General features: G+C 64.1%; 19 protein-coding genes. 13 read left to right on the top strand and 6 right to left on the bottom strand.

What is annotated here, in order from left to right; genetic code table 11:
* Positions 1–39: 39 nt before the first annotated feature.
* Positions 40–432, bottom strand: coding sequence for a hypothetical protein (locus ACQR1I_RS07930; protein ID WP_434868839.1), 393 nt, complete (start codon positions 430–432; stop codon positions 40–42).
* A 269-nt stretch (positions 433–701) separates the two neighbouring features.
* Here ACQR1I_RS07930 and ACQR1I_RS07925 point away from each other — a divergent pair, with 269 nt between their 5' ends.
* From ACQR1I_RS07925 to ACQR1I_RS07915, 3 genes are read left to right on the top strand one after another with little or no spacing between them, the layout of a single operon-like run.
* Positions 702–2,366, top strand: coding sequence for a methanol/ethanol family PQQ-dependent dehydrogenase (locus tag ACQR1I_RS07925; RefSeq protein ID WP_434868840.1), 1,665 nt, complete (start codon positions 702–704; stop codon positions 2,364–2,366).
* Between the two features lie 31 nt (positions 2,367–2,397).
* Positions 2,398–2,739, top strand: coding sequence for a c-type cytochrome (locus ACQR1I_RS07920; protein ID WP_434868841.1), 342 nt, complete (start codon positions 2,398–2,400; stop codon positions 2,737–2,739).
* Complete coding sequence (locus ACQR1I_RS07915; protein ID WP_434868842.1) at positions 2,739–3,674, top strand: substrate-binding periplasmic protein; 936 nt, start codon at positions 2,739–2,741, stop codon at positions 3,672–3,674. The genes ACQR1I_RS07920 and ACQR1I_RS07915 overlap by 1 nt, the downstream gene beginning before the upstream one ends.
* A 24-nt stretch (positions 3,675–3,698) precedes the next feature.
* Here ACQR1I_RS07915 and ACQR1I_RS07910 read toward each other — a convergent pair whose 3' ends face one another.
* On the bottom strand, positions 3,699–4,646 hold the full coding sequence (locus ACQR1I_RS07910; protein WP_434868843.1) for a helix-turn-helix domain-containing protein: 948 nt from the start codon (positions 4,644–4,646) through the stop codon (positions 3,699–3,701).
* Positions 4,647–5,052: 406 nt separating this feature from the next.
* On the opposite strand from ACQR1I_RS07910, the gene xoxF5 reads away from it, so the two are divergent.
* From xoxF5 to ACQR1I_RS07880, 6 genes are all read left to right on the top strand, one after another.
* On the top strand, positions 5,053–6,858 hold the full coding sequence (xoxF5, locus tag ACQR1I_RS07905; protein ID WP_434868844.1) for a lanthanide-dependent methanol dehydrogenase XoxF5: 1,806 nt from the start codon (positions 5,053–5,055) through the stop codon (positions 6,856–6,858).
* 132 nt (positions 6,859–6,990) lie between these two features.
* Entirely contained in the window at positions 6,991–7,470 is a 480-nt protein-coding gene (locus ACQR1I_RS07900; protein ID WP_434869106.1) for a c-type cytochrome, methanol metabolism-related, read from the top strand.
* A 78-nt stretch (positions 7,471–7,548) separates the two neighbouring features.
* Positions 7,549–8,658 (top strand): S-(hydroxymethyl)glutathione dehydrogenase/class III alcohol dehydrogenase, encoded by a 1,110-nt coding sequence (locus tag ACQR1I_RS07895; RefSeq protein WP_434868845.1) that lies wholly within the window; start codon positions 7,549–7,551, stop codon positions 8,656–8,658.
* A 33-nt stretch (positions 8,659–8,691) separates the two neighbouring features.
* Entirely contained in the window at positions 8,692–9,255 is a 564-nt protein-coding gene (gene gfa / locus ACQR1I_RS07890) for an S-(hydroxymethyl)glutathione synthase (RefSeq protein ID WP_012029076.1), read from the top strand.
* A gap of 390 nt (positions 9,256–9,645) precedes the next feature.
* Entirely contained in the window at positions 9,646–10,098 is a 453-nt protein-coding gene (locus ACQR1I_RS07885; RefSeq protein WP_434868846.1) for a (2Fe-2S)-binding protein, read from the top strand.
* 2 nt (positions 10,099–10,100) lie between these two features.
* Positions 10,101–12,434 (top strand): molybdopterin cofactor-binding domain-containing protein, encoded by a 2,334-nt coding sequence (locus ACQR1I_RS07880; protein ID WP_434868847.1) that lies wholly within the window; start codon positions 10,101–10,103, stop codon positions 12,432–12,434.
* A 102-nt stretch (positions 12,435–12,536) separates the two neighbouring features.
* Here the strand turns inward: ACQR1I_RS07880 and ccoG are convergent, their stop codons facing one another.
* Positions 12,537–14,036 (bottom strand): cytochrome c oxidase accessory protein CcoG, encoded by a 1,500-nt coding sequence (gene ccoG, locus ACQR1I_RS07875; protein WP_434868848.1) that lies wholly within the window; start codon positions 14,034–14,036, stop codon positions 12,537–12,539.
* Positions 14,037–14,667: 631 nt separating this feature from the next.
* Entirely contained in the window at positions 14,668–15,465 is a 798-nt protein-coding gene (locus ACQR1I_RS07870) for a fumarylacetoacetate hydrolase family protein (protein ID WP_434868849.1), read from the bottom strand.
* Positions 15,466–16,003: 538 nt separating this feature from the next.
* On the opposite strand from ACQR1I_RS07870, the gene ACQR1I_RS07865 reads away from it, so the two are divergent.
* Positions 16,004–16,171 carry a hypothetical protein gene (locus ACQR1I_RS07865; RefSeq protein WP_434868850.1) on the top strand — a complete coding sequence of 56 codons (168 nt, stop codon included), beginning with the start codon at positions 16,004–16,006 and terminating at the stop codon, positions 16,169–16,171.
* 116 nt (positions 16,172–16,287) lie between these two features.
* Entirely contained in the window at positions 16,288–16,902 is a 615-nt protein-coding gene (locus ACQR1I_RS07860) for an SOUL family heme-binding protein (protein ID WP_434868851.1), read from the top strand.
* Positions 16,903–17,227: 325 nt separating this feature from the next.
* Here ACQR1I_RS07860 and ACQR1I_RS07855 read toward each other — a convergent pair whose 3' ends face one another.
* Complete coding sequence (locus ACQR1I_RS07855; RefSeq protein ID WP_434868852.1) at positions 17,228–18,004, bottom strand: cyclase family protein; 777 nt, start codon at positions 18,002–18,004, stop codon at positions 17,228–17,230.
* A gap of 58 nt (positions 18,005–18,062) precedes the next feature.
* Complete coding sequence (locus ACQR1I_RS07850; RefSeq protein ID WP_434868853.1) at positions 18,063–19,052, bottom strand: fumarylacetoacetate hydrolase family protein; 990 nt, start codon at positions 19,050–19,052, stop codon at positions 18,063–18,065.
* A 99-nt stretch (positions 19,053–19,151) separates the two neighbouring features.
* Between ACQR1I_RS07850 and ACQR1I_RS07845 the strand changes: the two genes are divergently transcribed.
* Together ACQR1I_RS07845 and ACQR1I_RS07840 are read left to right on the top strand one after the other, a co-directional pair.
* Complete coding sequence (locus ACQR1I_RS07845; RefSeq protein WP_434868854.1) at positions 19,152–20,087, top strand: ABC transporter substrate-binding protein; 936 nt, start codon at positions 19,152–19,154, stop codon at positions 20,085–20,087.
* The gene (locus tag ACQR1I_RS07840; RefSeq protein WP_434868855.1) at positions 20,087–20,782 is read left to right on the top strand and encodes a GntR family transcriptional regulator; all 696 of its coding nucleotides are present in this window, start codon (positions 20,087–20,089) and stop codon (positions 20,780–20,782) included. Before ACQR1I_RS07845 ends, ACQR1I_RS07840 begins: the two co-directional genes overlap by 1 nt.
* Position 20,783: the final 1 nt, after the last annotated feature.

Genomic DNA, 20,783 nt, shown 5'->3' with positions numbered 1-20,783 from the left:
CATGTGGCGCAGTCACGACACGGCTTCCCTCAGCAATGCTCACGCGCCGCCCGGCTGTACATAGCAGAACACATATCGATTGCGGCTCAGGAAGATAATGCCGTGACCGGTGGGATTTCCCTTATCCCATTTCAGCTTGTTATCGGGAACCTCGATCTCCGTTCCGACATCGACATGCGGACGCCCGCGCGGCTCGTCGGGACGGTCGTCGGTGATGGTCACATAGGTCTTGCCGTCACGCACATGGATTTCGTCGGCGAAGTAGGCATCAGCCTCGCCACAGCACGAAGCGGTCGGCACGTCGGGCTGCATCAAGGCTTCGTACCATTGGCGCAGGGAAGGATCAGCCGATCCCCATTGACCGAGATCACGCGCACTCGCACTCACCCAAAGGCAACAAAGCATGCCAAGCCAAAGGATGGATCGTCTCATCCGCCTACTCCTCTGTTGTCCCGGCATGATGGAATGAAGCAATGTTCATGCCGCAACGCAGCAGAGACCGGCGACCATCTTGGCGATAGAAAAACTATCCATTTTCCAGATACTTATGCAGACGCCGACGCACACTGACCGTGGCTTGCATTCCGGCCTGCGGCAGGCGACTGCCCACCATTTCGTATTGACGGTTCCTGAATTCGAGCGGAGTGTTGTTGCCGCAGCGTCAGGATAGGCGCGCATGAAAAAGTCTTTGGAGGAAATGAATGAAGCGGATCGCGCTGGCCGCAGGCCTCGCTATTTGTGCATCACATGGTGCAATCGCGCAGAGTGCCGATCAGTTGGTCAAGGGTGCAACTGATACGGCGAACGTCCTCAACTACGGGATGGGCTACAATCTGCAGCGGTTCAGTCCGCTCACGCAGATCAACAAGGACAATGCCAAGAATCTGGTCCCGGTCTGGAACTACAGTTTCGCCGATGATCGCAGCGAGGAATCGCAGCCGCTCGTGTACCAGGGCGTGCTCTATGTCACGTCCCACAATGCGACGATGGCCGTCGACGCCAAGACCGGCAAGCAGATCTGGAAGAGCAAGGTCGACTATCCCGCCGAGACGCCGCGTGTCGTCTGCTGCGGCATCATCAATCGTGGCGCAGCGATCTATGACGGCAAGATCTTCCGGACGACGCTCGATGCCAACGTGATCGCGCTCGATGCCAAGACCGGCAAGGAGCTGTGGCGCCAGAAGGCCGCCGACATCAAGGAAGGCTACTCGATGACGGTGGCGCCGCTCGTCGCCGACGGCGTCGTGCTGACCGGCATCTCCGGCGCTGAGTTCGGCACCCGCGGCTTCATCGACGGTTGGGATCCGGCAACCGGCAAGCATCTGTGGCGCACGCACACGGTGCCGACACCGGACGAGCCGGGCGGCGACACCTGGAAGGGCGACACGTGGAAGCTTGGCGGCGGCTCGACCTGGATCACAGGATCGTACGATCCCGAGCAGAACACCGTGTTCTGGGGCGTCGGCAATCCCGGTCCGTTCAATGCCGCTGTGCGCCCGGGCGACAATCTCTACACCTGCTCGGTGCTGGCGCTCGACCCGAAGACCGGCAAGATGAAGTGGCACTTCCAGTTCTCGCCGAACAATCCGTTCGACTATGACGCGGTCGCGGAGATGGTGCTCGCCGACATGAACGTTGAAGGCAAGCCGACCAAGGTGTTGATGAACGCCAATCGCAACGGCTTCTTCTACGTGCTCGACCGCACCAACGGCAAGCTGCTGGCGGCCAACCCCTATGTGAAGGTGAACTGGGCGTCCAGCATCGACCTGAAGACCGGCAAGCCGGTCGAGACCGACGTCACGCGTGACGCACGCGAGGGCAAGAAGGTCACGGTGTATCCGTCGATTCTCGGCGGCAAGAACTGGGAGCCGATGTCGTTCAATCCGCAGACGGGATTGGCCTACGCCAACACGCTGGTGTTCGGCGGTCACTACAAGACGGAGCCCGCGACCTACAAGGCCGGCGAGTGGTACCTCGGCATGGACCTTACCGACCTCTGGGATTGGCCGGAGGGTCCGCGCGGTCAGTTGAAGGCCATCGATCCGATGACCGGCAAGACCAAGTGGGAGCAGCCGAGCGACATTCCGCGCTTCTCGGGCGTGCTGTCGACCGGCGGCGGCGTGGTGTTCTCGGGCAAGCTCACCGGCGAGTTCGAGGCCTTCGACGCCGACAGCGGCAAGAAACTATGGCAGTTCCAGACCGGCTCCGGCATCGAGGGACAGCCTGTGACCTGGCAGCAGGACGGCGTGCAGTATGTCGCCGTCACCTCGGGCTACGGCGGAGTGTACTCACTGTTCTCCGGCGACGAGCGTCTGGCCAACGTGCCGGCGGGTGGCTCGCTGTGGGTTTTCGCGGTCAAGAACTGAGCGCAGATTGCCCGTGAGACAGAACAGGTTCATGAAAACGGCGGCGATTTTCGCCGCCGTGGTGGTAGCGGCCGTCCTATCGCCGGTCGCTGTCGCCCAACAACAAGACGACGGCACTGCGCACAGCCAGGTGGCCCAAGTGGACCTGGGCAAGACGACCTTCGCTCAGAAGTGCTCGCATTGCCACGGCCCGAACATGGTGAACTCCGGCACGATCACCCCTGATCTACGCCGATTTCCGGACGATCAGCCGCGCTTCGTCACCACGGTGAAGCAAGGCAAGAACGGCCGGATGCCGCCCTGGGGCGACATTCTCAGCGATGACGAGATCACCGCGCTGTGGGCCTACGTTTCGAGCCGGAGAACGCAGTGATGCGCCGCCTTTTCCGGTTGGTCGCCGCTCTCATGATTTCGACCGTGTCGACAGCGGCCTCGGCCGCTGACGACGTGCTGCGGATCTGCCTGGACGAAAATCTTCCGCCGCTCTCCGTCCATCATCGCGGCAAGCCGGGCAGCGGCTTCGACGTCCTGCTGGGTCAGGCCGTCGCGGAACGGCTTGGCAAGACGCTCGAGATCCAGTGGTACGAAAGCAAGCTGGACGAAGATTCGAGTCCCGCGCTGGAGGCCAACGCGCTGCTGTCGGATGGACGGTGCGCCCTGATCGGCAGCTATGCCTTCACCCAGGACGGCCTGGTTACGCCCGGCGTGAAGACCGCCAAGCTCCCCGATTTCGACGGCGCCACCCGCGACGATCGGCGTCGGCGCATTGCGCTCGGCGCGCTGACGCCGAGCAAGCCGTACATGTTCTCGACCCTGACCGTCGTTCTCGGACCCGGCGCCAAGCAGCGCCAGATCACCGACATCGGCGATCTTGCCGGACTGCGGCTGGCCATCGAGAGCGGCACGCTGGCCGATGCGATCCTGATGACGTTCGACAAGGGTCGCCTGATCGACGACATCACTCATCTGATTCCGACACGCGATGATCTGCTCGGCGCTCTCGAACAGGGCAAGTTCGACGCCACCCTGCTCGACAACAGGCGCTTCGATGCCTATCGGGCTGCTCATCCCGACACCAGGTTGACGCGGTCAGGCTACAACTACCCGATTGGCGTCAATCGCGGCTATGTCGGCCTCTCGAGCTCGGCCGATTTGCTGAAGTCGGTCGACAAGGTGCTGTCGGAGCTCGATGCGTCCGGTACCCTGGCGAAGCTGGGAGCCGATGCAGGCCTAACCTATGTGCCGCCGCGCGAGCCGCTCGTCCTCGGCGATGCGTTCCAGAGGATCATCAGGAGCGGCGCGCGCTAGGCACGCACGCACCACCGGGATAGCTCAGCGCGCCGCCGTCTTGTGAACGGACGACGGCACGACGCCGAAGTACTTTCGGAAGACGCGGCTGAAATGCGATGAACTCGAAAAGCCCCACGAGAAGGCGACGTCGGTGATGGTCTTGCCGGTCTGCGCCTCGAGCTCCTGCCGGCAGTGCTGCAGCCTTGCACGCCAGATATAGTCGCTCACCGTCATTCCGCGGTCGCTGAACACCATGTGAAGGTAACGCTTGGTACAACCCAAGGCTGCCGAGATCTGATCGATGCTGAGGTCGGGATCACGCAAATGCTCGCGAATGAAGGCCTGCGCCCGGATGTAGACGGCTTCGGGGCCGGCGCGATCGAGCATCCGGTCCGCTTCACGCAACGGCAGCAACAGCAAATCGATCAGCGATTCGGCGACGCTGAGCGCCGAGTTGGGCGACAGCCGTGTCGCCTCGTCGAACGCCGCATGGGTCACGTCGTGGGCGATGCGGCCGGTCCCGCTCCGCGCCGACAGCTTGTAGGCCGGCATCTTCTCGGACCGGAAGCCGCGCTCCCGCAACAGCTCCTTGGGCACGATCACCACGTCATGGCGCGTCAGCGCGGGGCTGACGATGGTGTGCGGCGAGGACACGTCGTAAGCGAGACAATCGCCGGGGCCAATCTCGATCTGGCGCCCATCCTGCTCAAAATACGACGTTCCATAGGTCTGGAAGAGAATCTTGATGTAAGGATGCGCCGTCTCACGAGCGCGCGCATAGGTATGTGCAATCCGATGCTGGCTTGCCTCGATCTGGCACAGCTTCAGGCGGGAGACCGTCGTGAAGTTGATATGCCCCTCGAACGACGCACCCTCCAGCGGGTCGACGTCGAACCGTCCGCAGAGATCGGTCAGTGCATCTGACCAACGTTGAATCTGGCTCTTGGGCGAGAAGCCCATGGTGCTAAGCGAGCGGATCGTATCGGACATATTCATCCACCGATTCAGGATCGAAACGCAACGTGTCCGCCGCAGGACGACGAACGAGACTGCAGCCAGATTACTCCCAATTTAAGGCCGCGGGACTTTCGCGGCGCATTAGTTCCATAAAGCGCCCCCAAGTGATCCTCCGCTTTCATCTCTGTAAGGTCAAGAAAAACATCAACCTTCGGTGGAACCAGCATGCTGCGAATTGATGCTGCGCAGCAAGAATGCCCCTCATGTTGCGGACCAGCAAAGCAAATCTTCCTCAAAAACTTCTCTCCGCTTCACTCTTGAGCAAGCTCGTTTCTCTTTTGGGCAAGTTTCCCGGTTGGGAAGTGGATAATCAATGATGCCGAAAACGAATACTGGGCCGCGTGCTGCGGAACCTCAGTTGAACCCGGGAGGAAAGACGATGCGAAGAGTGCTACTCGCAACATGTCTGACGTCAGTCGCGGCGCTTGCCGCGGGTGGCGCGTGGGCCAGCGAAGAGCTGGTCAAGATGTCGGCCAACCCGAAGGACTGGGTGATGCCGGCGGGAGATTACGCCAACACGCGTTACTCCAAGCTCAACCAGATCAACGCACAGAACGTCGGCAAGCTGCAGGTCGCGTGGACCTTCTCCACCGGCGTGCTGCGCGGCCATGAAGGCGGACCGCTCATCGTCGGCAACATGATGTATGTGCATACGCCCTTCCCCAATAAGGTGTATGCGATCGATCTGTCGAACGACAACAAGATCGTCTGGAAGTACGAGCCCAAGCAGGATCCGAACGTCATTCCGGTGATGTGCTGCGACACGGTGAATCGTGGCGTCGCCTATGGTGACGGCAAGATCTTCCTGCACCAGGCCGACGACAAGCTGGTGGCGATCGATGCCAAGAGCGGCCAGCAGGTGTGGACCGCCGTCAACGGCGATCCGAGCAAGGGACAGACCGGCACGTCGGCCCCGCTGGTGGTCAAGGACAAGGTACTGGTCGGCACGTCCGGCGGTGAATTCGGCGTCCAGTGCAGCATGACGGCCTACGACATCAAGACCGGTAAGCAGGCCTGGAAGGCCTATTCTGAAGGTCCGGATGACCAGATCCTGTTCGACGCCAATACCACCTCGCTCGGCAAGCCGGTCGGCAAGGACTCGAGCTTGAAGACCTGGCAGGGCGATCAGTGGAAGACCGGCGGCGGCTGCACCTGGGGCTGGATCTCCTATGACCCGCAGCTCGACATGGTCTACTACGGATCGGGCAACCCCTCGACCTGGAATCCGAAGCAGCGTCCGGGCGACAACAAATGGTCGATGACGATCTTCGCGCGCGCCGCCGACACCGGCGTGGCGAAGTGGGTCTATCAGATGACGCCCCACGACGAGTGGGACTATGACGGCGTCAACGAGATGATCCTGTCGGACCAGGCGATCAACGGCCAGCCGCGCAAGCTGCTGACGCACTTCGATCGTAACGGCCTCGGCTACACCCTCGACCGCGCCAGCGGTGAACTGCTCGTCGCAGAAAAGTTCGACCCGAAGGTGAACTGGACGACCGGCGTCGACATGGACAAGAATTCGGCGACCTATGGCCGTCCGAAGGTTGTCGATCAGTACTCGACCGACAAGCAGGGCGAGGACGTCAACACCAAGGGCATCTGCCCGGCGGCGCTCGGCACCAAGGACGAACAGCCGGCTGCCTACTCGCCGGACACCCAGCTGTTCTACGTGCCGACCAACCACGTCTGCATGGACTACGAGCCCTTCAAGGTGAGCTACACCGCAGGTCAGCCCTATGTCGGCGCGACGCTGTCGATGTATCCGCCGGCGGGTGAGACCCACATGGGCAACTTCATCGCCTGGGACGGCAAGACCGGCAAGATCGCCTGGTCGAACAAGGAGCCGTTCTCGGTGTGGTCGGGTGCCCTTGCAACGGCAGGCGGCGTGGTGTTCTACGGCACGCTGGAAGGCTACCTCAAGGCAGTCGACGCCAAGACGGGTAAGGAGCTCTACAAGTTCAAGACTCCGTCTGGCATCATCGGCAACGTCTCGACCTACGAGAACGGCGGCAAGCAGTACGTGGCCGTGCTCTCGGGCGTCGGCGGCTGGGCCGGCATCGGTCTCGCGGCGGGTCTGACGGATCCGACCGCCGGTCTCGGTGCGGTCGGTGGCTACGCAGCGCTGAGCAACTACACCGCGCTCGGCGGCACGCTCACCGTGTTCTCGCTCCCGCAGCAGTGAGCTGAACGGTCTGCTTCCGGCGCATGGATCTCGTCCATGCGCCGGTTCGCCTGCCTCGAAAACCTGGGGATGACGCCCTTGCGTAAGATTTTGATTGCGGTCGCTGCAGCATTGTGCGCGGCAACCGGTGGGATGACTGTCGCCGGAAACGCCTGGGCGGAAGGCCCGGGAGATCCAACGGCCGTCAAATCCGAAGACGGCAAGTATTTCGATAAGGACGGTATTCCGACCTACAAGGTGGCTGCCGACGGAACGGTCGACTGGTACACGTACTCCGGATACCGCCGCTATCACTCCGAATGCCATGTCTGCCACGGCCCCGACGGCATGGGATCGACCTATGCGCCCGCGCTCAAGGACTCGGTCAAGAACCTGAGCTATGGCGATTTCATCGGCACCATCGCCAGCGGCCGCAAGAACATCAGCACGGCCCAGGAGAACGTCATGCCGGCCTTCGGCGACAACCCGAACGTGGCCTGCTACATGGACGACCTCTACATCTACCTGCGCGCCCGCGGCAATGATGCGGTGGGACGCGTCCGCCCGGGCAAGCACGAGGACAAGCCGCCAGCCTACACGGAAGCGGAGAACTCTTGCATGGGCAAGAAATAGCTGACGACGGGACCGCGCCTGAACAGTTGCCCTGAGCAGCGCCGCGGACCTCAAGAGACTAAAACAGGAGTTGAAGACATGAAGACGCGCGCCGCGGTCGCTTTCGAAGCCAAGAAACCGCTGGAGATCGTCGAGGTCGACCTCGAAGGACCGAAGGCCGGCGAAGTTCTGGTCGAGATCAAGGCGACCGGCATCTGCCACACCGATGCCTACACCCTCGACGGATTCGACAGCGAAGGCATCTTCCCCTCGATCCTCGGCCATGAAGGCGCCGGCATCGTGCGTGAGGTCGGTCCTGGCGTGACCTCGGTCAAGCCCGGCGACCACGTCATTCCGCTGTACACACCGGAATGCCGCCAGTGCAAGAGCTGCCTCAGCCGCAAGACCAATCTCTGCACCGCGATCAGGGCCACCCAGGGCAAGGGCTTGATGCCCGATGGCACCTCGCGCTTCAGCTACAAGGGCCAGACGATCTATCACTACATGGGCTGCTCGACCTTCGCCAACCACACGGTTCTGCCCGAGATTGCGGTGGCGAAGATCCGCGACGACGCTCCGTTCGACAAGAGCTGCTACATCGGCTGCGGCGTCACCACCGGCGTCGGCGCTGTCGTGAACACCGCGAAGGTCACGCCCGGCTCGAATGTCGTCATCTTCGGCCTCGGCGGTATTGGCCTCAACGTGATCCAGGGCGCCCGGATGGCGGGCGCCGACAAGATCATCGGTGTCGACATCAACGACAGCAAGGAGGAATGGGGCCGCCGTTTCGGCATGACCCATTTCGTCAACCCGAAGAAGGTGACCGGCGACATCGTCCAGCACCTTGTCGCGCTCACCGATGGCGGCGCCGACTACACGTTCGACTGCACTGGCAACACCACGGTCATGCGTCAGGCGCTGGAGGCCTGTCATCGCGGCTGGGGCGAATCGATCATCATCGGTGTCGCCGAGGCCGGCAAGGAGATCGCAACCCGTCCGTTCCAGCTCGTCACCGGCCGTGTCTGGAAGGGCACTGCGTTCGGCGGCGCGCGCGGGCGCACCGACGTCCCCAAGATCGTCGACTGGTACATGAACGGAAAGATCGAAATCGACCCGATGATCACCCACACGCTCTCGCTCGAAGACATCAACAAGGGCTTCGACCTGATGCATGAGGGCAAATCGATCCGTTCCGTCGTCGTGTTCTGACCCGAGCCACGCAAAACTGAGGAGGATTGCGCCATGACTGTCCACATCCACCCGTCCGTCGACCATGGAGTCAAACAAGGGAGCGGCCACTTCGCGGGCGGCACCCTGGTCTGCAAGTGCCACGACCGTCCTGTGAAGGTCGGCATCAAGGGCGACGTAGCGCATAACCACGCCTGCGGCTGCACCAAGTGCTGGAAGCCCTCGGGCGCGACCTTCTCGGTCGTCGCGGTGGTGCCGCGGCAGAATGTCACGGTGCTGGAGAACGGCGACAAGCTGAAGATCGTCGATGCCTCCGCGGTCATCCAGCGCTACGCCTGCACTGGCTGCGGCACGCACATGTATGGCCGCATCGAGAACACCGGCCATCCGTTCTACGGCCTGGACTTCATCCATCCCGAGCTGTTCCAGGAGCAGGGTTCGGCGGCGCCTGGCTTTGCGGCGTTCGTCTCCTCGGTGATCGAGTCGGGCGTGAAGCCGGAACAGATGGGAGAGATTCGGGCGCGGCTGAAGGAGCTTGGGCTGGAGCCCTATGACTGCCTGTCGCCGGCCCTGATGGATGCGATTGCCACGCACGTGGCGAAAGCAAAGGCGGCCTGAGGGCCGTAACGTACCAAGCGTACCAAACTGAAGCGTTCCTTCCTGAAGACTTGGTGCCTCGCCTGCCCCACGCTGGCGAGGCATTCTTTTTGTGCGATGCCATCTCGTGCGATGCCATTGTCTGCAATGCCATCGCCCCGCATTCGAGATGTTGCGGCGCAAGTCGTCGAACCGCACCGTTTGCGTCGCAGCGCAGGTACACGCGCCGCTGATGACGGGCCTGACAACACACGAGCGTGTGTAGACAGATGGCAGTCGCGGTCTGCTATCATGAGCAGCTTTCCGACAACTCTCAATTGAGCCGGCGCGTGCATCTTGGACATGTGGTCCCGCGCGCGTCCACCAACGATCAGAACTGACGACCAAGGGTCCGACAGAGCGAGGGCGAACATGATCAAGGTGAAAATCAATGGACAGGAGCAGAACTGGGATGGCGATCCGAGTCTGCCACTGCTGTGGTATCTGCGCGATGAGATGGGCCTCACCGGCTCGAAATATGGCTGCGGCCAGGCGCTGTGCGGCGCCTGCACCGTGATGGTCGACAAGCAGGCCGCCCGCGCCTGCATCACCGCATTGTCCGATGTCGCAGGACGTGAGGTCACCACCATCGAGGGCCTGCACCCGACCGGCGATCATCCCGTGCAGAAGGCGTGGCGGCAAGTCAACGTGCCGCAATGCGGCTTCTGCCAGGCCGGGCAGATCATGCAGGCCGCAGCGCTGTTGAACGAGAACCCGAAACCCTCGCACGACCAGATCAGGGACGCGATGTCCGGCAACATCTGCCGCTGCGGCTGCTATCAGCGCATCGAGAACGCGGTTCATCTGGCCTCGACGGGAGTGTGATCATGAACATCATCGCAAACCCCGACAAGACGAACGCCACTTCGCGCCGCGGCTTCGAAAGGCATCTCAAGGTCGAGAACGTCTCCCGCCGGGCCATCCTGCAGACACTGGGCCTTGCCGGCGGCTTCGTGCTCGCCGCGCCGTTGCTGTCGCGTCCGGCCTTCGCCGCCTACGAGACCGGCGCCGGCAAGATGCCCCACGGCACGGTCGTCGATCCCAAGGTCTTCGTATCGATCGCGCCCGACGGCATCGTGTCCATTCTCGCGCACCGCTCCGAGATGGGCACCGGCATACGCACCAGCCTGCCGCTGGTCGTGGCGGAGGAGATGGAAGCCGACTGGACCAAGGTGCGCGTGGTCCAGGCCCCCGGCGACGAGGTGAAGTTCGGCAACCAGGACACCGACGGCTCGCGCAGCACGAGGCACTATCTTTTGCCGATGCGGCAGATCGGCGCGATGGCGCGCGCCATGCTGGAGGCAGCTGCCGCGAAGAAGCTCGGCGTGCCCGCGAGCGAGGTGAAGGCGGTCAACCATGAGGTCGTGCACAGCGCCAGCGGCCGCCGCCTCGGTTTCGGCGAACTCGCCGCCGATGCCGCGAGCCAGCCGGTGCCTGCGGTCGACACCATCCAGCTGAAGTCGCCAAAGGACTTCCGCTATCTCGGCAAGGGTCAGGTCAGCATCGTCGACCTGCGCGACATCACCGTCGGCAAGGCGCGCTACGGTGCCGATGTACGATTGCCGGGCATGAAGTATGCGGTCATCGCCCGGCCGCCGGTCACCGGCGGCAAGATGAAGTCGTTCGATCCGGCCGACGCGCTCAAGGTCTCCGGCGTCGAGCAGGTGCTCGAGGTAAAGGGCTGGCCGTGGCCGTCCAAGTTCCAGCCGCTCGGCGGTGTCGCGGTGATCGCGCGCAACACCGGTGCGGCGATCAAGGGCCGCGACGCGCTGAAGATCGAGTGGGAGGATGGACCGAATGCCGCCTACGACTCGGTCGCCTACCGCGCCGAGCTCGAAGCCGCCGCACGCCAGCCCGGCCTCGTCGTGCGCCAGGAAGGCGACGCCGACGCCGCGCTGAAGTCGGCCGATAAGGTGATCACCGGGGAGTACTATCTGCCGCATTTCGCCCATGCCAGCATGGAGCCGCCGGTCGCAGTGGCCGACGTCAAGGGCGACAAGGCGGAGATCTGGGCGCCGGTGCAAAGCCCCGGCGGCACCCGCGAGGACGTCGCCAAGACCTTGCAGATCCCGCCGGAGAACGTGACGGTCAACGTCACCCTGCTCGGCGGCGGCTTCGGCCGCAAGTCGAAGTGCGACTTCGCCCTCGAAGCCGCCCTGCTCTCCAAGACCCTGGGCGCGCCGGTGAAGGTGCAGTGGACGCGTGATGACGACATTCATCACGACTTCCTGCACACGGTCTCGGTGGAGCGCATCGAGGCCGGACTCGACAAGAGCGGCAAGGTGGTCGCGTGGCGTCACCGCAGCGTCGCGCCGACCATCCTGTCGACCTTCGCGGCCGGTGCCGATCATGCGGCGCCGTTCGAGCTCGGCATGGGCCTCGTCGACATGCCGTTCGAGATCGCCAACATCCAATGCGAGAATCCGGCCGCCAAGGCGATGACCCGCATCGGCTGGTTCCGCTCGGTCTCGAACATCCCGCGCGCCTTCGCCGTGCAGTCGATGGTCGGCGAGATCGCTGCCGCCACCGGCCGTGATCAGAAGGAGATGCTGCTCGAACTGATCGGCAGTCCGCGGATCGTCAAGCTCGCCTCGGTGAAGGACCTCTGGAACTACGGCGAGCCCTATGAGAGCTACCCGATCGATACCGGGCGGCTGCGTCGCGTCGTCGAGTTCGTCGCCGAGAAGGGCAATTGGGGCCGGTCGATCCCCAAGGGCCACGGCCTCGGCATCGCCGCGCATCGCAGCTTCGTCAGCTACATCGCCACCATCGTGGAGGTGTCGGTCGACGACAAGGGCAAGCTGACCGTGCACCAGGTCGACAGCGCGATCGATTGCGGCGTCTTCGTCAACCCCGAGCGCATCCAGTCCCAGCTCGAGGGCGCGGCGATCATGGGACTGAGCCTCGCCAAATATGGCGAGATCAGCTTCAAGAACGGCCGGGTGCAGCAGCGCAACTTCGACGACTTCCGGGTGATCCGGATCGACGAGGCGCCGCTGGTCACCAACGTGCACATCGTGCCCGTCGATGCCGACACGCCGCCGAGCGGAGCCGGCGAGCCGGGCGTGCCGCCGTTTGCGCCGGCGCTCGCCAATGCGATCTTCGCCGCCACCGGAAAACGCCTGCGATCGCTGCCGATCGGCAAGCAGCTCGCGATTTGAGCGAGCGACGATGACGACATCATCGGCCGGAGCAATCCGGCCGATGATCCCTGGAGGAAGCCAGCGCGGCTTATTCAGCCAACCTCGTATCTGCGGCCCCCCCTAGTGATTCACGAAGCGGTCGCGCGCGGTCAGCACGACCTGTCCGTTCGAATCGAGCGCCTCGAAGGTGACGTCGGCGTCCGCAGACTCCGGCATCGTCAAGGTGACGCGCAGCGTCTCCGAACCGTCCGGCTCGACCTCGATCGCTGAGGCCTGCGCATGGCCGACGATGGCGAGCGCCGCGTCGACGCCACGGATGGCGAGCCTGAAGCTCTGCGGGACAGACGACTTGTTGAGCAGCTTCACCGTGTAGGCGTTGCGCACCGAGCCGTCCGACAGCCGCACCGACATCGGATCGCGGTCGTGCTGCACCGACAGCACGGCGGTGGTCGTCGTGACGAACGACACCGCAATCACGCCGGCCAGGGCGACGCATGCCAGCGTCAGCCCGATCGTCTTCGGCCGCACCAGCCGCGAGAGGCGCGGTTCGCCGACGCGGCCGCGCTCGATGTTGCGCCAGCTCTCGTAGTCGATCAGCCCGCGCGGACGATCGAGCCTGGCCATCACGCCGTCGCAGGCGTCCACGCACAGGCCGCAATTGATGCAGGCGAAGTTCGGTCCCTGGCGGATGTCGATGCCGATCGGGCAGACCGCGACGCAGGCGCCGCAATCGACGCAGTCGCCGGCCGGCTCGCCCTTGGCCCGCGCCTCGGCCGCCTTCTTCGCCGACGTCCGGGTCTCGCCGCGATAGTCGCGGTAGTTCACGGTGAAGGCCTCGGGATCCCAGATCGCGCCTTGAAGACGCGGCCACGGGCACATGAAGGTGCAGACCTGCTCGCGCGCAAAACCGGCGAGGCCATAGGTCGTGCCGGCGAAGGCGAGCGTCCAGGTCAGCGCCGTCGCGGACATCTCGCCATGGAAGACATCACGCACCAGGTCGGGCGCATCCGTGAAGTAGAAGATCAAGGTGCCGCCGGTGCCGAGCGCGATGAGCATCCACAGCGCATGCTTGGTCGCGATCTGTGCGACGCGCCTGGTGGTCAGCGGAGCGCCGATAGTCTTCAGCCGCTGCCGGCGGTCGCCCTCGACGAGGCGCTCCACCAGCAGGAACAGGTCGGTCCAGACCGTCTGCGGACAGGCGAAGCCGCACCACAGGCGGCCGGCCAGCGCGTTCACGAGGATCAGGATGAACGTCGCCAGCAGCATCGCCGCGGTGATCAGATAGAGGTCCTGCGGCCAGATCTCGGCCGGGCCGAGATAGAGCTTTCCATGCGCGAAATCGAGCAGCACAGCCTGATCCGGCGCGTTTGGGCCGCGGTTCCAGCGGATGAACGGCGTCACGTAGTAGACGCCGAGCGTGAGCACCAGGATCAGCCATTTGAGGCGCCGGATCGGCCCCTTGACACCCTGAGGGACCACGGGACCGCCGGCCTGGCGCGGTGATCGCGAGCTGCCCGATGGTCGCACCGGGCTGCGGACCTGCGTCTTGCCTTGGCTTTGGCCTTCGCCCTGCGCCATCCGGCGCGTCCTGGCATGATCGATCTCGATGGTGATGGCCACGTCTGCCCTCGTTCGCTTGCGTCGTACAGACGACGGTACGGGGCTCGGCCGGGCGGCTCTTTGTCGGCCGACAAACTTGCGAACGGGTGGCAGTGGGTGTTTGCGCGGGAACAACGATGGCTTACTCCCAGCGGGCGATGAGAGGCGCGGCACCGCGAGTGCCGCGGCGGCAGGCGCAACATCCGAGGGGATGGGTGTGGCTGCCGCCCTCGTAGGGATCGCGTGCGGGAGAGCGTCTGCGACTGACGACCGGAGTTTTACGCTCAAGTCTCTCAAGGTCGTCATGGCCGGGCTTGTCCCGGCCATCCACGTCGTTCGGCATCCTGAGCACGACGTGGATGCCCGGGACGAGCCCGGGCATGACGGAGTCACTAACTGGCAGAATTGTTCGTAGCAACAGTCTCGCATCTCGATAGGCAGTCCCTCCGCCTGGGCGAGGAGAGTTTCCGCTGGGCTGGTGCGTGTGGCTGCCCCGGCTGCCCCTCACCCCACCCTCTCAGCGCGAGCGAAGCTCGTCGCGCCCCCATGAAGAACGGGGAGAGGGAGCGCACCGCCCTCGCGATGACGACGTTTGTCCCGCCGGGCAGGTTGAGCTATTCGCGGCAGATCGCACCATCTGCCCTTCTCGCCCTCACACGATCCTGATCGACATGTCCGGCAGGCCCTCCAGCTTGCACAGCAGCACGTCGCCCTTGACGACCGGGCCGACATTCTCCGGCGTGCCGGAATAGATGATGTCGCCGGCCTTGAGTTCGAACGCCTCGGAGAGTTTTGCGATCTGCTCGGCGACGCTCCAGATCATCTTGGTGAGATCGGAGTTCTGCCGCACCGTGCCGTTGACGGCCAGTGAGATGCCGCCCTTGGTGAAGTGACCGACCTTCGCCACCGGATGGATCGGGCCAAGCACCGCGGCATGATCGAAGCTCTTGCCGATCTCCCAGGGCTTCTTCTCGGCCGCCATGCCGTTCTGCAGGTCGCGCCGGGTCATGTCGAGACCGAGCGCATAGCCATAGACGTGATCGAGCGCAGACTCGACCGGGATGTTGGTGCCGCCGGATTTCAGCGCCGCGACCAGCTCGACCTCGTGGTGATAGTTCTTCGTCAGCGACGGATAAGAATGGTCGGCGACCTCGCCGATGGCGACGTTCTGGATCGCGTCGGTCGGCTTCTGGAAGAAGAACGGCGGCTCGCGGTTCGGATCGGAGCCGCGCTCGATCGCATGCGCCGCGTAGTTGCGGCCGATGCAGTAGATCCGGCGCACCGGGAAGACGCCCTGCTCGCCTGCGATCGGAATGGTGATCGCCGGCACCGCGAAGATCGGCTGCGGTCCGGCCTGCGCTGCGGCAGGGCTCGTCTCGGTCGTGATCGCGGCGGCCGCAGCAAGGCTGCCGGCGCCGACGAGAAGGTTGCGTCGTGAGGTGTCTGCCATTGGTTCCTCCTGGGATCAGCCGTTCGGGTCGCGGCTTGTTCGTCGTGAGCGCAGCATTTGGCGCCTCGACTGCTAAGCATATCCAGTATGCCAGCGCTACCATGCGCTCACGCGCCGTCGCTCTCGCGGCGCAACACGCGCCCGAAGGGATGCTCGGGACCCTCGCCGAAAACGCGAGGGCGCAGGGAAGACCGGACCTCGACTGAGGCCCGTGGCCCGCCTGCGGAAAAAAATGCAGGCGGCAGAACCACAGGTCAGCCGGACGACCCGGCCTTCCCTGCGCGATGGGCTTAACGTCTGCTCCGTGCTCTCCCCGGGGACCGGCTTGTTTGCCCCCGTCACCCGCGCGATGCGCCAGCATCGTCGCGACCTTGGCGCCAGCTTCGGGGCGCCAGGACCACACGGCTTGAACGTCCGCAGGCCTGCCAATCGTCCAGCGCATCAGCACCTGACAGGCCCGCGGCCACCGCTCCCCACCCCAACGTATCGTGACGACGCGTACGTCCCTCTGCATGAGGCGGGATGCCGGGAGGAGAGCATGATTTCTGCTAAAGCGAAACAAGAATATTTTTGGCCGGATATCTGGACAGGGGTGATCTTGTTGAGGACGCTGCAGCAATTTCGCTTCGCGCGCAGGATGAATTTGCGCCTGCCGCAGCCGCGCAAATGCAAGAACGTATCTCAATTGATCATCGTCGCTGCTTGATTTGCCCGACGGGACGCTGAAAATCTGATCCGCAGGACCTCTCACCTCGTTCCCTCGTTGATACCAACAACGGCGCAGCCGCCATGACCGAGCCGATACCACCGAGGAAACGCCGCATGCTGATCTGGATCGCAGGCGCCGCCGTGCTCGTCGTGGCCGGTGCCGCCATTGCCGCAGGACCGATCATGAGCCGGGTCGAACATCCCAAATACGACGTGGTGAAGCGCGACGGCGAATTCGAGATTCGCGCTTATGCGCCGATGATCATCGCGCAGGCCGAGGTGCAGGGTGCGCGCAGGCCGGCCATCGAGGAAGGCTTCCGCATCATTGCCGGCTACATCTTCGGCGCCAACCAGGGCAGGATGAAAATCGCGATGACCGCGCCGGTGCAGCAGCAGGCGGCCGCGTTGCCAGCGGCGGAGAACGAGACCGGCAGCGACCGCTGGAGCGTCAGCTTCGTGATGCCGTCGAGCTGGTCGCTCGAGACGCTGCCGCCGCCCGCTGACGGCAGGATCAAGCTGACACAAGTGCCGGCCCAGCGCATGCTCGCGCTGACCTTCTCGGGCGCATATTCCGACGGCATCCTGTCCGAGAAGACCCGCGAGCTGCGCGACTACGCGCAGCGGAACGGGCTGGCCGTGTCGGGTGCACCGCTGCTGGCGTTCTACAATCCGCCCTGGACCTTGCCGATGCTGCGGCGGAACGAGGTGATGTTGGCGTGTAGTTGTTAGTCGAGATTGAAGCAGCTTTTTTCCCAAGCTCGCTTGAACCGACACATTACCCAAGCGACCGGTGCGCTCCCTCTCCCCGTTCTTCACGGGGAGAGGGTCGGGGTGAGGGGCAGCCGCCCGGGAAGTGTCGCTTCCCCGCGAAGAATTCGTGCAATTCACCCGACGCGAACGTGCCCGTCCGATGGACCGGGGATCGGGGCCGAGTATGTGCCATGCCCCTCACCCGGATTGCTACGCAATCCGACCTCTCCCCGCAAAGAGCGGGGAGAGGTTTGCACCGTCCGCGCGGGGAGAGGTTGCAGCGTCCGCGCTGTGAGAGAGTGCCTCACCCCTCGATGATCGCCACCGCCCGCGTCCATCCCGCCGACGCGCGTTCGATCTTCACCGGGAAGCATGACACCATGAACCCCGTCGACGGCAGCTGCTCCAGATTGTGCAGCTTCTCGAGGTGGCAATAGCCGATGTGGCGGCCGGCCTTGTGGCCCTCCCAGATCAGCGATGCGTCGTGGGTCTCAGCGTATTTCTGCGCGGTGAACACGAACGGCGCATCCCAGCTCCAGCCGTCGATGCCGGTCAGGCGCACGCCGCGCTCGAGCAGATACATCGTCGCCTCGTAACCCATGCCGCAGCCCGAATTGACGTAGTTGGCCTGGCCATAGCGCGCACCGGCGGAGGTATTGACGACGACGATCTCGAGCGGCGACAGCGTGTGACCAATGCGCTTCAGCTCCGCCTCGACGTCGGCGGCCGTCACCACATAGCCATCGGCGAAATGCCGGAAGTCGAGCTTCACGCCGGGCTGCAGGCACCATTCCAGCGGCACCTCGTCGATGGTCCAGGCGCGCTCGCCGCGGTTCATCGTGGGATGGAAATGCCAGGGCGCATCGAGATGCGTGCCGTTATGCGTCGACAGGCTGACCTGCTCGACCGCCCAGCCCTGCCCGTCCGGCAGATCCTCCGCCTTCAGCCCGTCGAAGAACTGCAGCATGCGCGGCAGCCCCTGCTGGTGATCGATGTAGGTAATGGTCGGATGCGCGCCCGGCGGATCGGCCGGAACGTCGTTCTGCAGCGGCACGGAGATGTCGATCAGCTTGCGGGCCATGGGCGGTCCTCTCTCTTGTTGTTGTATTTGTCAGCTTGAGGCGTCGATGATCGCGGGATCAGACGTCCTGCCGCTCGACCTTGTTCTTCAAGATACCAATCTTCTCGACCTCGAGCTCGATGACGTCGCCATGTTCGAGATACCAGCCGAGCTCCAGCCCGCAGCCATTGCCGACGGTCCCAGAGCCGATGAACTCGCCCGGCATCAGCGTCTCGTCCTTGCTGATATAGGCGATCAGTTCCTCGAACGAGAACAGCATGCCCTCGCTGATACCGCGCGAGCGCACCTCGCCATTGACGCGCGCCTCCATCTTGAGCCGATAGGGATCGCCGATCTCGTCGGGGGTGACGATCCACGGCCCCATGACGTTGCCGCCGTCGAAGCTCTTGCCCTTGGAGGGACCGAGCCGGCCGTCCATCTCGATCCGCTGGGTGTCGCGCGCCGAGAAATCGTTGAAGATCGTGAAGCCGAAAATGTGGTCGCGCGCCTTCGCGGCAGAGATGTCCTTGCCCCGGCCCTTGGTGATGATGCCGAACTCGAGCTCGTAGTCCATCACCTTGCTGTAGCGCGGCCACTTCACGGTCGTGTTGGGACCGCGCACGCTGAAGCGATTGGTGATGTAGAAGATCGGCACCTTGCGATAGACCTCCGGCAGCTCGCCGAGCGGCTCGGCATCGATGCGCGCGAGCTCATCCATGTCGCCGCGCTGGCGCGCCGCGAGCTTCCGCTGGCCGCGCGGCGCCTGCAGGATGTGCAGCGGAAACGACATGCCATCGCGCATCTGCCGCGGCTCCGGGACCGGGGCGAGCAGCTCGGTCGCCGCGACGTCGCGCGACAGGCTCTCGTCATCACCGTACCGCGCGACCAGCCCACGCGCCTCGTCGAGCGCGGCGTCGCCGGCATCGATCAGCGACAGCATCGAGACGAAGGCTGGATTGCTCTTGCCGGCACGGTCGGCGGCCGCCGCCAGATCGAACAGCTTGGCGTCGCCGGCATGGACCACGCCGATCCGCTCCCTGCCATCGTTCCGAAATGTCGCAAGTTTCACGCCGGCCTCCCCTTGTGTTCTGTCTGAAAATATACAAACATACAAAATATCGATAAACAAGAGGCGACCGCGATGGGGCGCCCAGGGAGGGGTTCAACGATGCGTCATCGGCTCATGGGTGCTGTTGTCGGCGGCATGCTGACGTTCGCGCTGACATCCACTGCGGCACAGGCCGAGAAGATCCAGATCGGCTGCACCGCGACCTCTGACTGCGCCTCGGCGATGGTCGCGGTCGACGAGGGCCTCTTCAAGAAGCACGGCCTCGACGCCGAGATGGTACTGATCGGGATCAACTCGAACATCCCGGCGGCCATCCTCTCCAACTCGATCCAGATCGGCGGCCCGACGTCGACGGTGTTCCTGCAGGCGGCCGATGGCGGGCTCGACCTCGTCGCGGTCTCCGGCGCCTCGATCATGAACAAGACCTCGAACGACGCCATCGCCGCCTTCGTGCGTAACGGCATCACCATCAACGGCCCGCAGGATTTCAAGGGCAAGAAGGTCGGCGCGCCCGGCATCGGCGCGTTCCTGCAGGTGCTGTTCGTGAAATGGCTGGTCGAGAAAGGCGTCGATCCGAAGAGCGTGAACTTCGTCGAAGTGACGTTCCCGACCATGGCCGACACCATCAAGTCGGGCGGCGTCGACGCCGTGCTAACCGCCGAGCCGTTCGTGATGCGGATGACCAATGCCAATCTCGGCACGGTCGGCGCGCGCTATGCGGCCGAGCTCGCCCGCACCGAGCCGATCATCTTCTACGCGGCGTCGCGCGAATGGGCGGAGAAGAACCCGGAGACGGTGAAGAAATTCCGCGCCGCCATCGCCGAGGCGGCGCCCATCGTCAACAATGATCGCGAGAAAGCCTCGGCCGCGATCGCGAAGTTCACCAAGCAGCCGTTGGAGCTGGTCAAGCTGACGCCGCCGAACCATTCCGAGCCGGTGCTGAAGCCCGAGCAGCTCGCCTGGTGGATCGACGTGATGTCGGCGCAGAAGATGCTGCAAAGCAAGCTGGACCTCAAGAAGCTGATCCTGAACTGATGACGGCGGCTACTCCGATCCTGCCCGCTGAGCCGGCAAGCGACACGCTGAGTGAGCGCGCCGCGGCGCTGATCGAACGCGATATCGTCGCGGGCGTTCTGGCCCCCGGCTCGCGGCTCGGCATCGTCGAGCTCGCCCAGCGCTACGAGATCGGTCCGACGCCGGTGCGCGAAGGGCTGTCGCGGCTGGTGTCGCGCGGCCTGATCGTCGGCATCGGCCAGCGTGGGTTTCGTGTCGCCGAGGTCAGCCGCGACGACCTCGTCGACATCACGCGGATGCGCACCGTCGTCGAGAAGGAGGCGCTGCGGCTGGCGATGCAAAGCGGCGGCGACACATGGGAGGCCGGCATCATCGCGGCGCTGCATCAGATGCGCCGCTACATCGAGCGCATGGAAAGCGAATTCCGTGAAGGCGCGGCGGACTTCGATCGGCTGCACAAGGCATTTCACACCGCCCTGCTCTCGGCCTGCGGATCGCGCCGCCTGCTCGCGGCTCATTCCGATCTCTACGACCAGGCCTACCGCTATCGCCGCGTCATGATGCGCAGCTTCGACGACGGCAACGGCTTCATCCGGGAACACGAGGCCCTCGCCGACCTCGTGCTCGCCCGCGATGCCGCCGCGGCCGCGGCGCGGCTCGAGGCGCATCTGCGCTCGACGATCGCCATCGTCTATCCGCAATCGAAGGGAGCCTGAG

The sequence above is a fragment of the Bradyrhizobium sp. HKCCYLS2038 genome (assembly GCF_051167655.1).
Taxonomy (GTDB): Bacteria; Pseudomonadota; Alphaproteobacteria; order Rhizobiales; family Xanthobacteraceae; genus Bradyrhizobium.
This window is presented reverse-complemented; position numbering and strand designations above follow the sequence as displayed.

Coding starts and splice junctions, on each gene's coding strand:
- ACQR1I_RS07870 (WP_434868849.1), bottom strand. CDS start 15,465: ATGGCAGACACCTCACGACGCAACCTTCTCGTCGGCGCCGGCAGCCTT.
- ACQR1I_RS07860 (WP_434868851.1), top strand. CDS start 16,288: ATGCTGATCTGGATCGCAGGCGCCGCCGTGCTCGTCGTGGCCGGTGCC.
- ACQR1I_RS07900 (WP_434869106.1), top strand. CDS start 6,991: ATGACTGTCGCCGGAAACGCCTGGGCGGAAGGCCCGGGAGATCCAACG.
- ACQR1I_RS07845 (WP_434868854.1), top strand. CDS start 19,152: ATGCGTCATCGGCTCATGGGTGCTGTTGTCGGCGGCATGCTGACGTTC.
- ACQR1I_RS07925 (WP_434868840.1), top strand. CDS start 702: ATGAAGCGGATCGCGCTGGCCGCAGGCCTCGCTATTTGTGCATCACAT.
- ACQR1I_RS07885 (WP_434868846.1), top strand. CDS start 9,646: ATGATCAAGGTGAAAATCAATGGACAGGAGCAGAACTGGGATGGCGAT.
- ACQR1I_RS07920 (WP_434868841.1), top strand. CDS start 2,398: ATGAAAACGGCGGCGATTTTCGCCGCCGTGGTGGTAGCGGCCGTCCTA.
- ACQR1I_RS07895 (WP_434868845.1), top strand. CDS start 7,549: ATGAAGACGCGCGCCGCGGTCGCTTTCGAAGCCAAGAAACCGCTGGAG.
- gfa (WP_012029076.1), top strand. CDS start 8,692: ATGACTGTCCACATCCACCCGTCCGTCGACCATGGAGTCAAACAAGGG.
- ACQR1I_RS07865 (WP_434868850.1), top strand. CDS start 16,004: ATGATTTCTGCTAAAGCGAAACAAGAATATTTTTGGCCGGATATCTGG.
- ACQR1I_RS07855 (WP_434868852.1), bottom strand. CDS start 18,004: ATGGCCCGCAAGCTGATCGACATCTCCGTGCCGCTGCAGAACGACGTT.
- ACQR1I_RS07880 (WP_434868847.1), top strand. CDS start 10,101: ATGAACATCATCGCAAACCCCGACAAGACGAACGCCACTTCGCGCCGC.
- ACQR1I_RS07915 (WP_434868842.1), top strand. CDS start 2,739: ATGCGCCGCCTTTTCCGGTTGGTCGCCGCTCTCATGATTTCGACCGTG.
- ACQR1I_RS07840 (WP_434868855.1), top strand. CDS start 20,087: ATGACGGCGGCTACTCCGATCCTGCCCGCTGAGCCGGCAAGCGACACG.
- xoxF5 (WP_434868844.1), top strand. CDS start 5,053: ATGCGAAGAGTGCTACTCGCAACATGTCTGACGTCAGTCGCGGCGCTT.
- ACQR1I_RS07930 (WP_434868839.1), bottom strand. CDS start 432: ATGAGACGATCCATCCTTTGGCTTGGCATGCTTTGTTGCCTTTGGGTG.
- ACQR1I_RS07910 (WP_434868843.1), bottom strand. CDS start 4,646: ATGTCCGATACGATCCGCTCGCTTAGCACCATGGGCTTCTCGCCCAAG.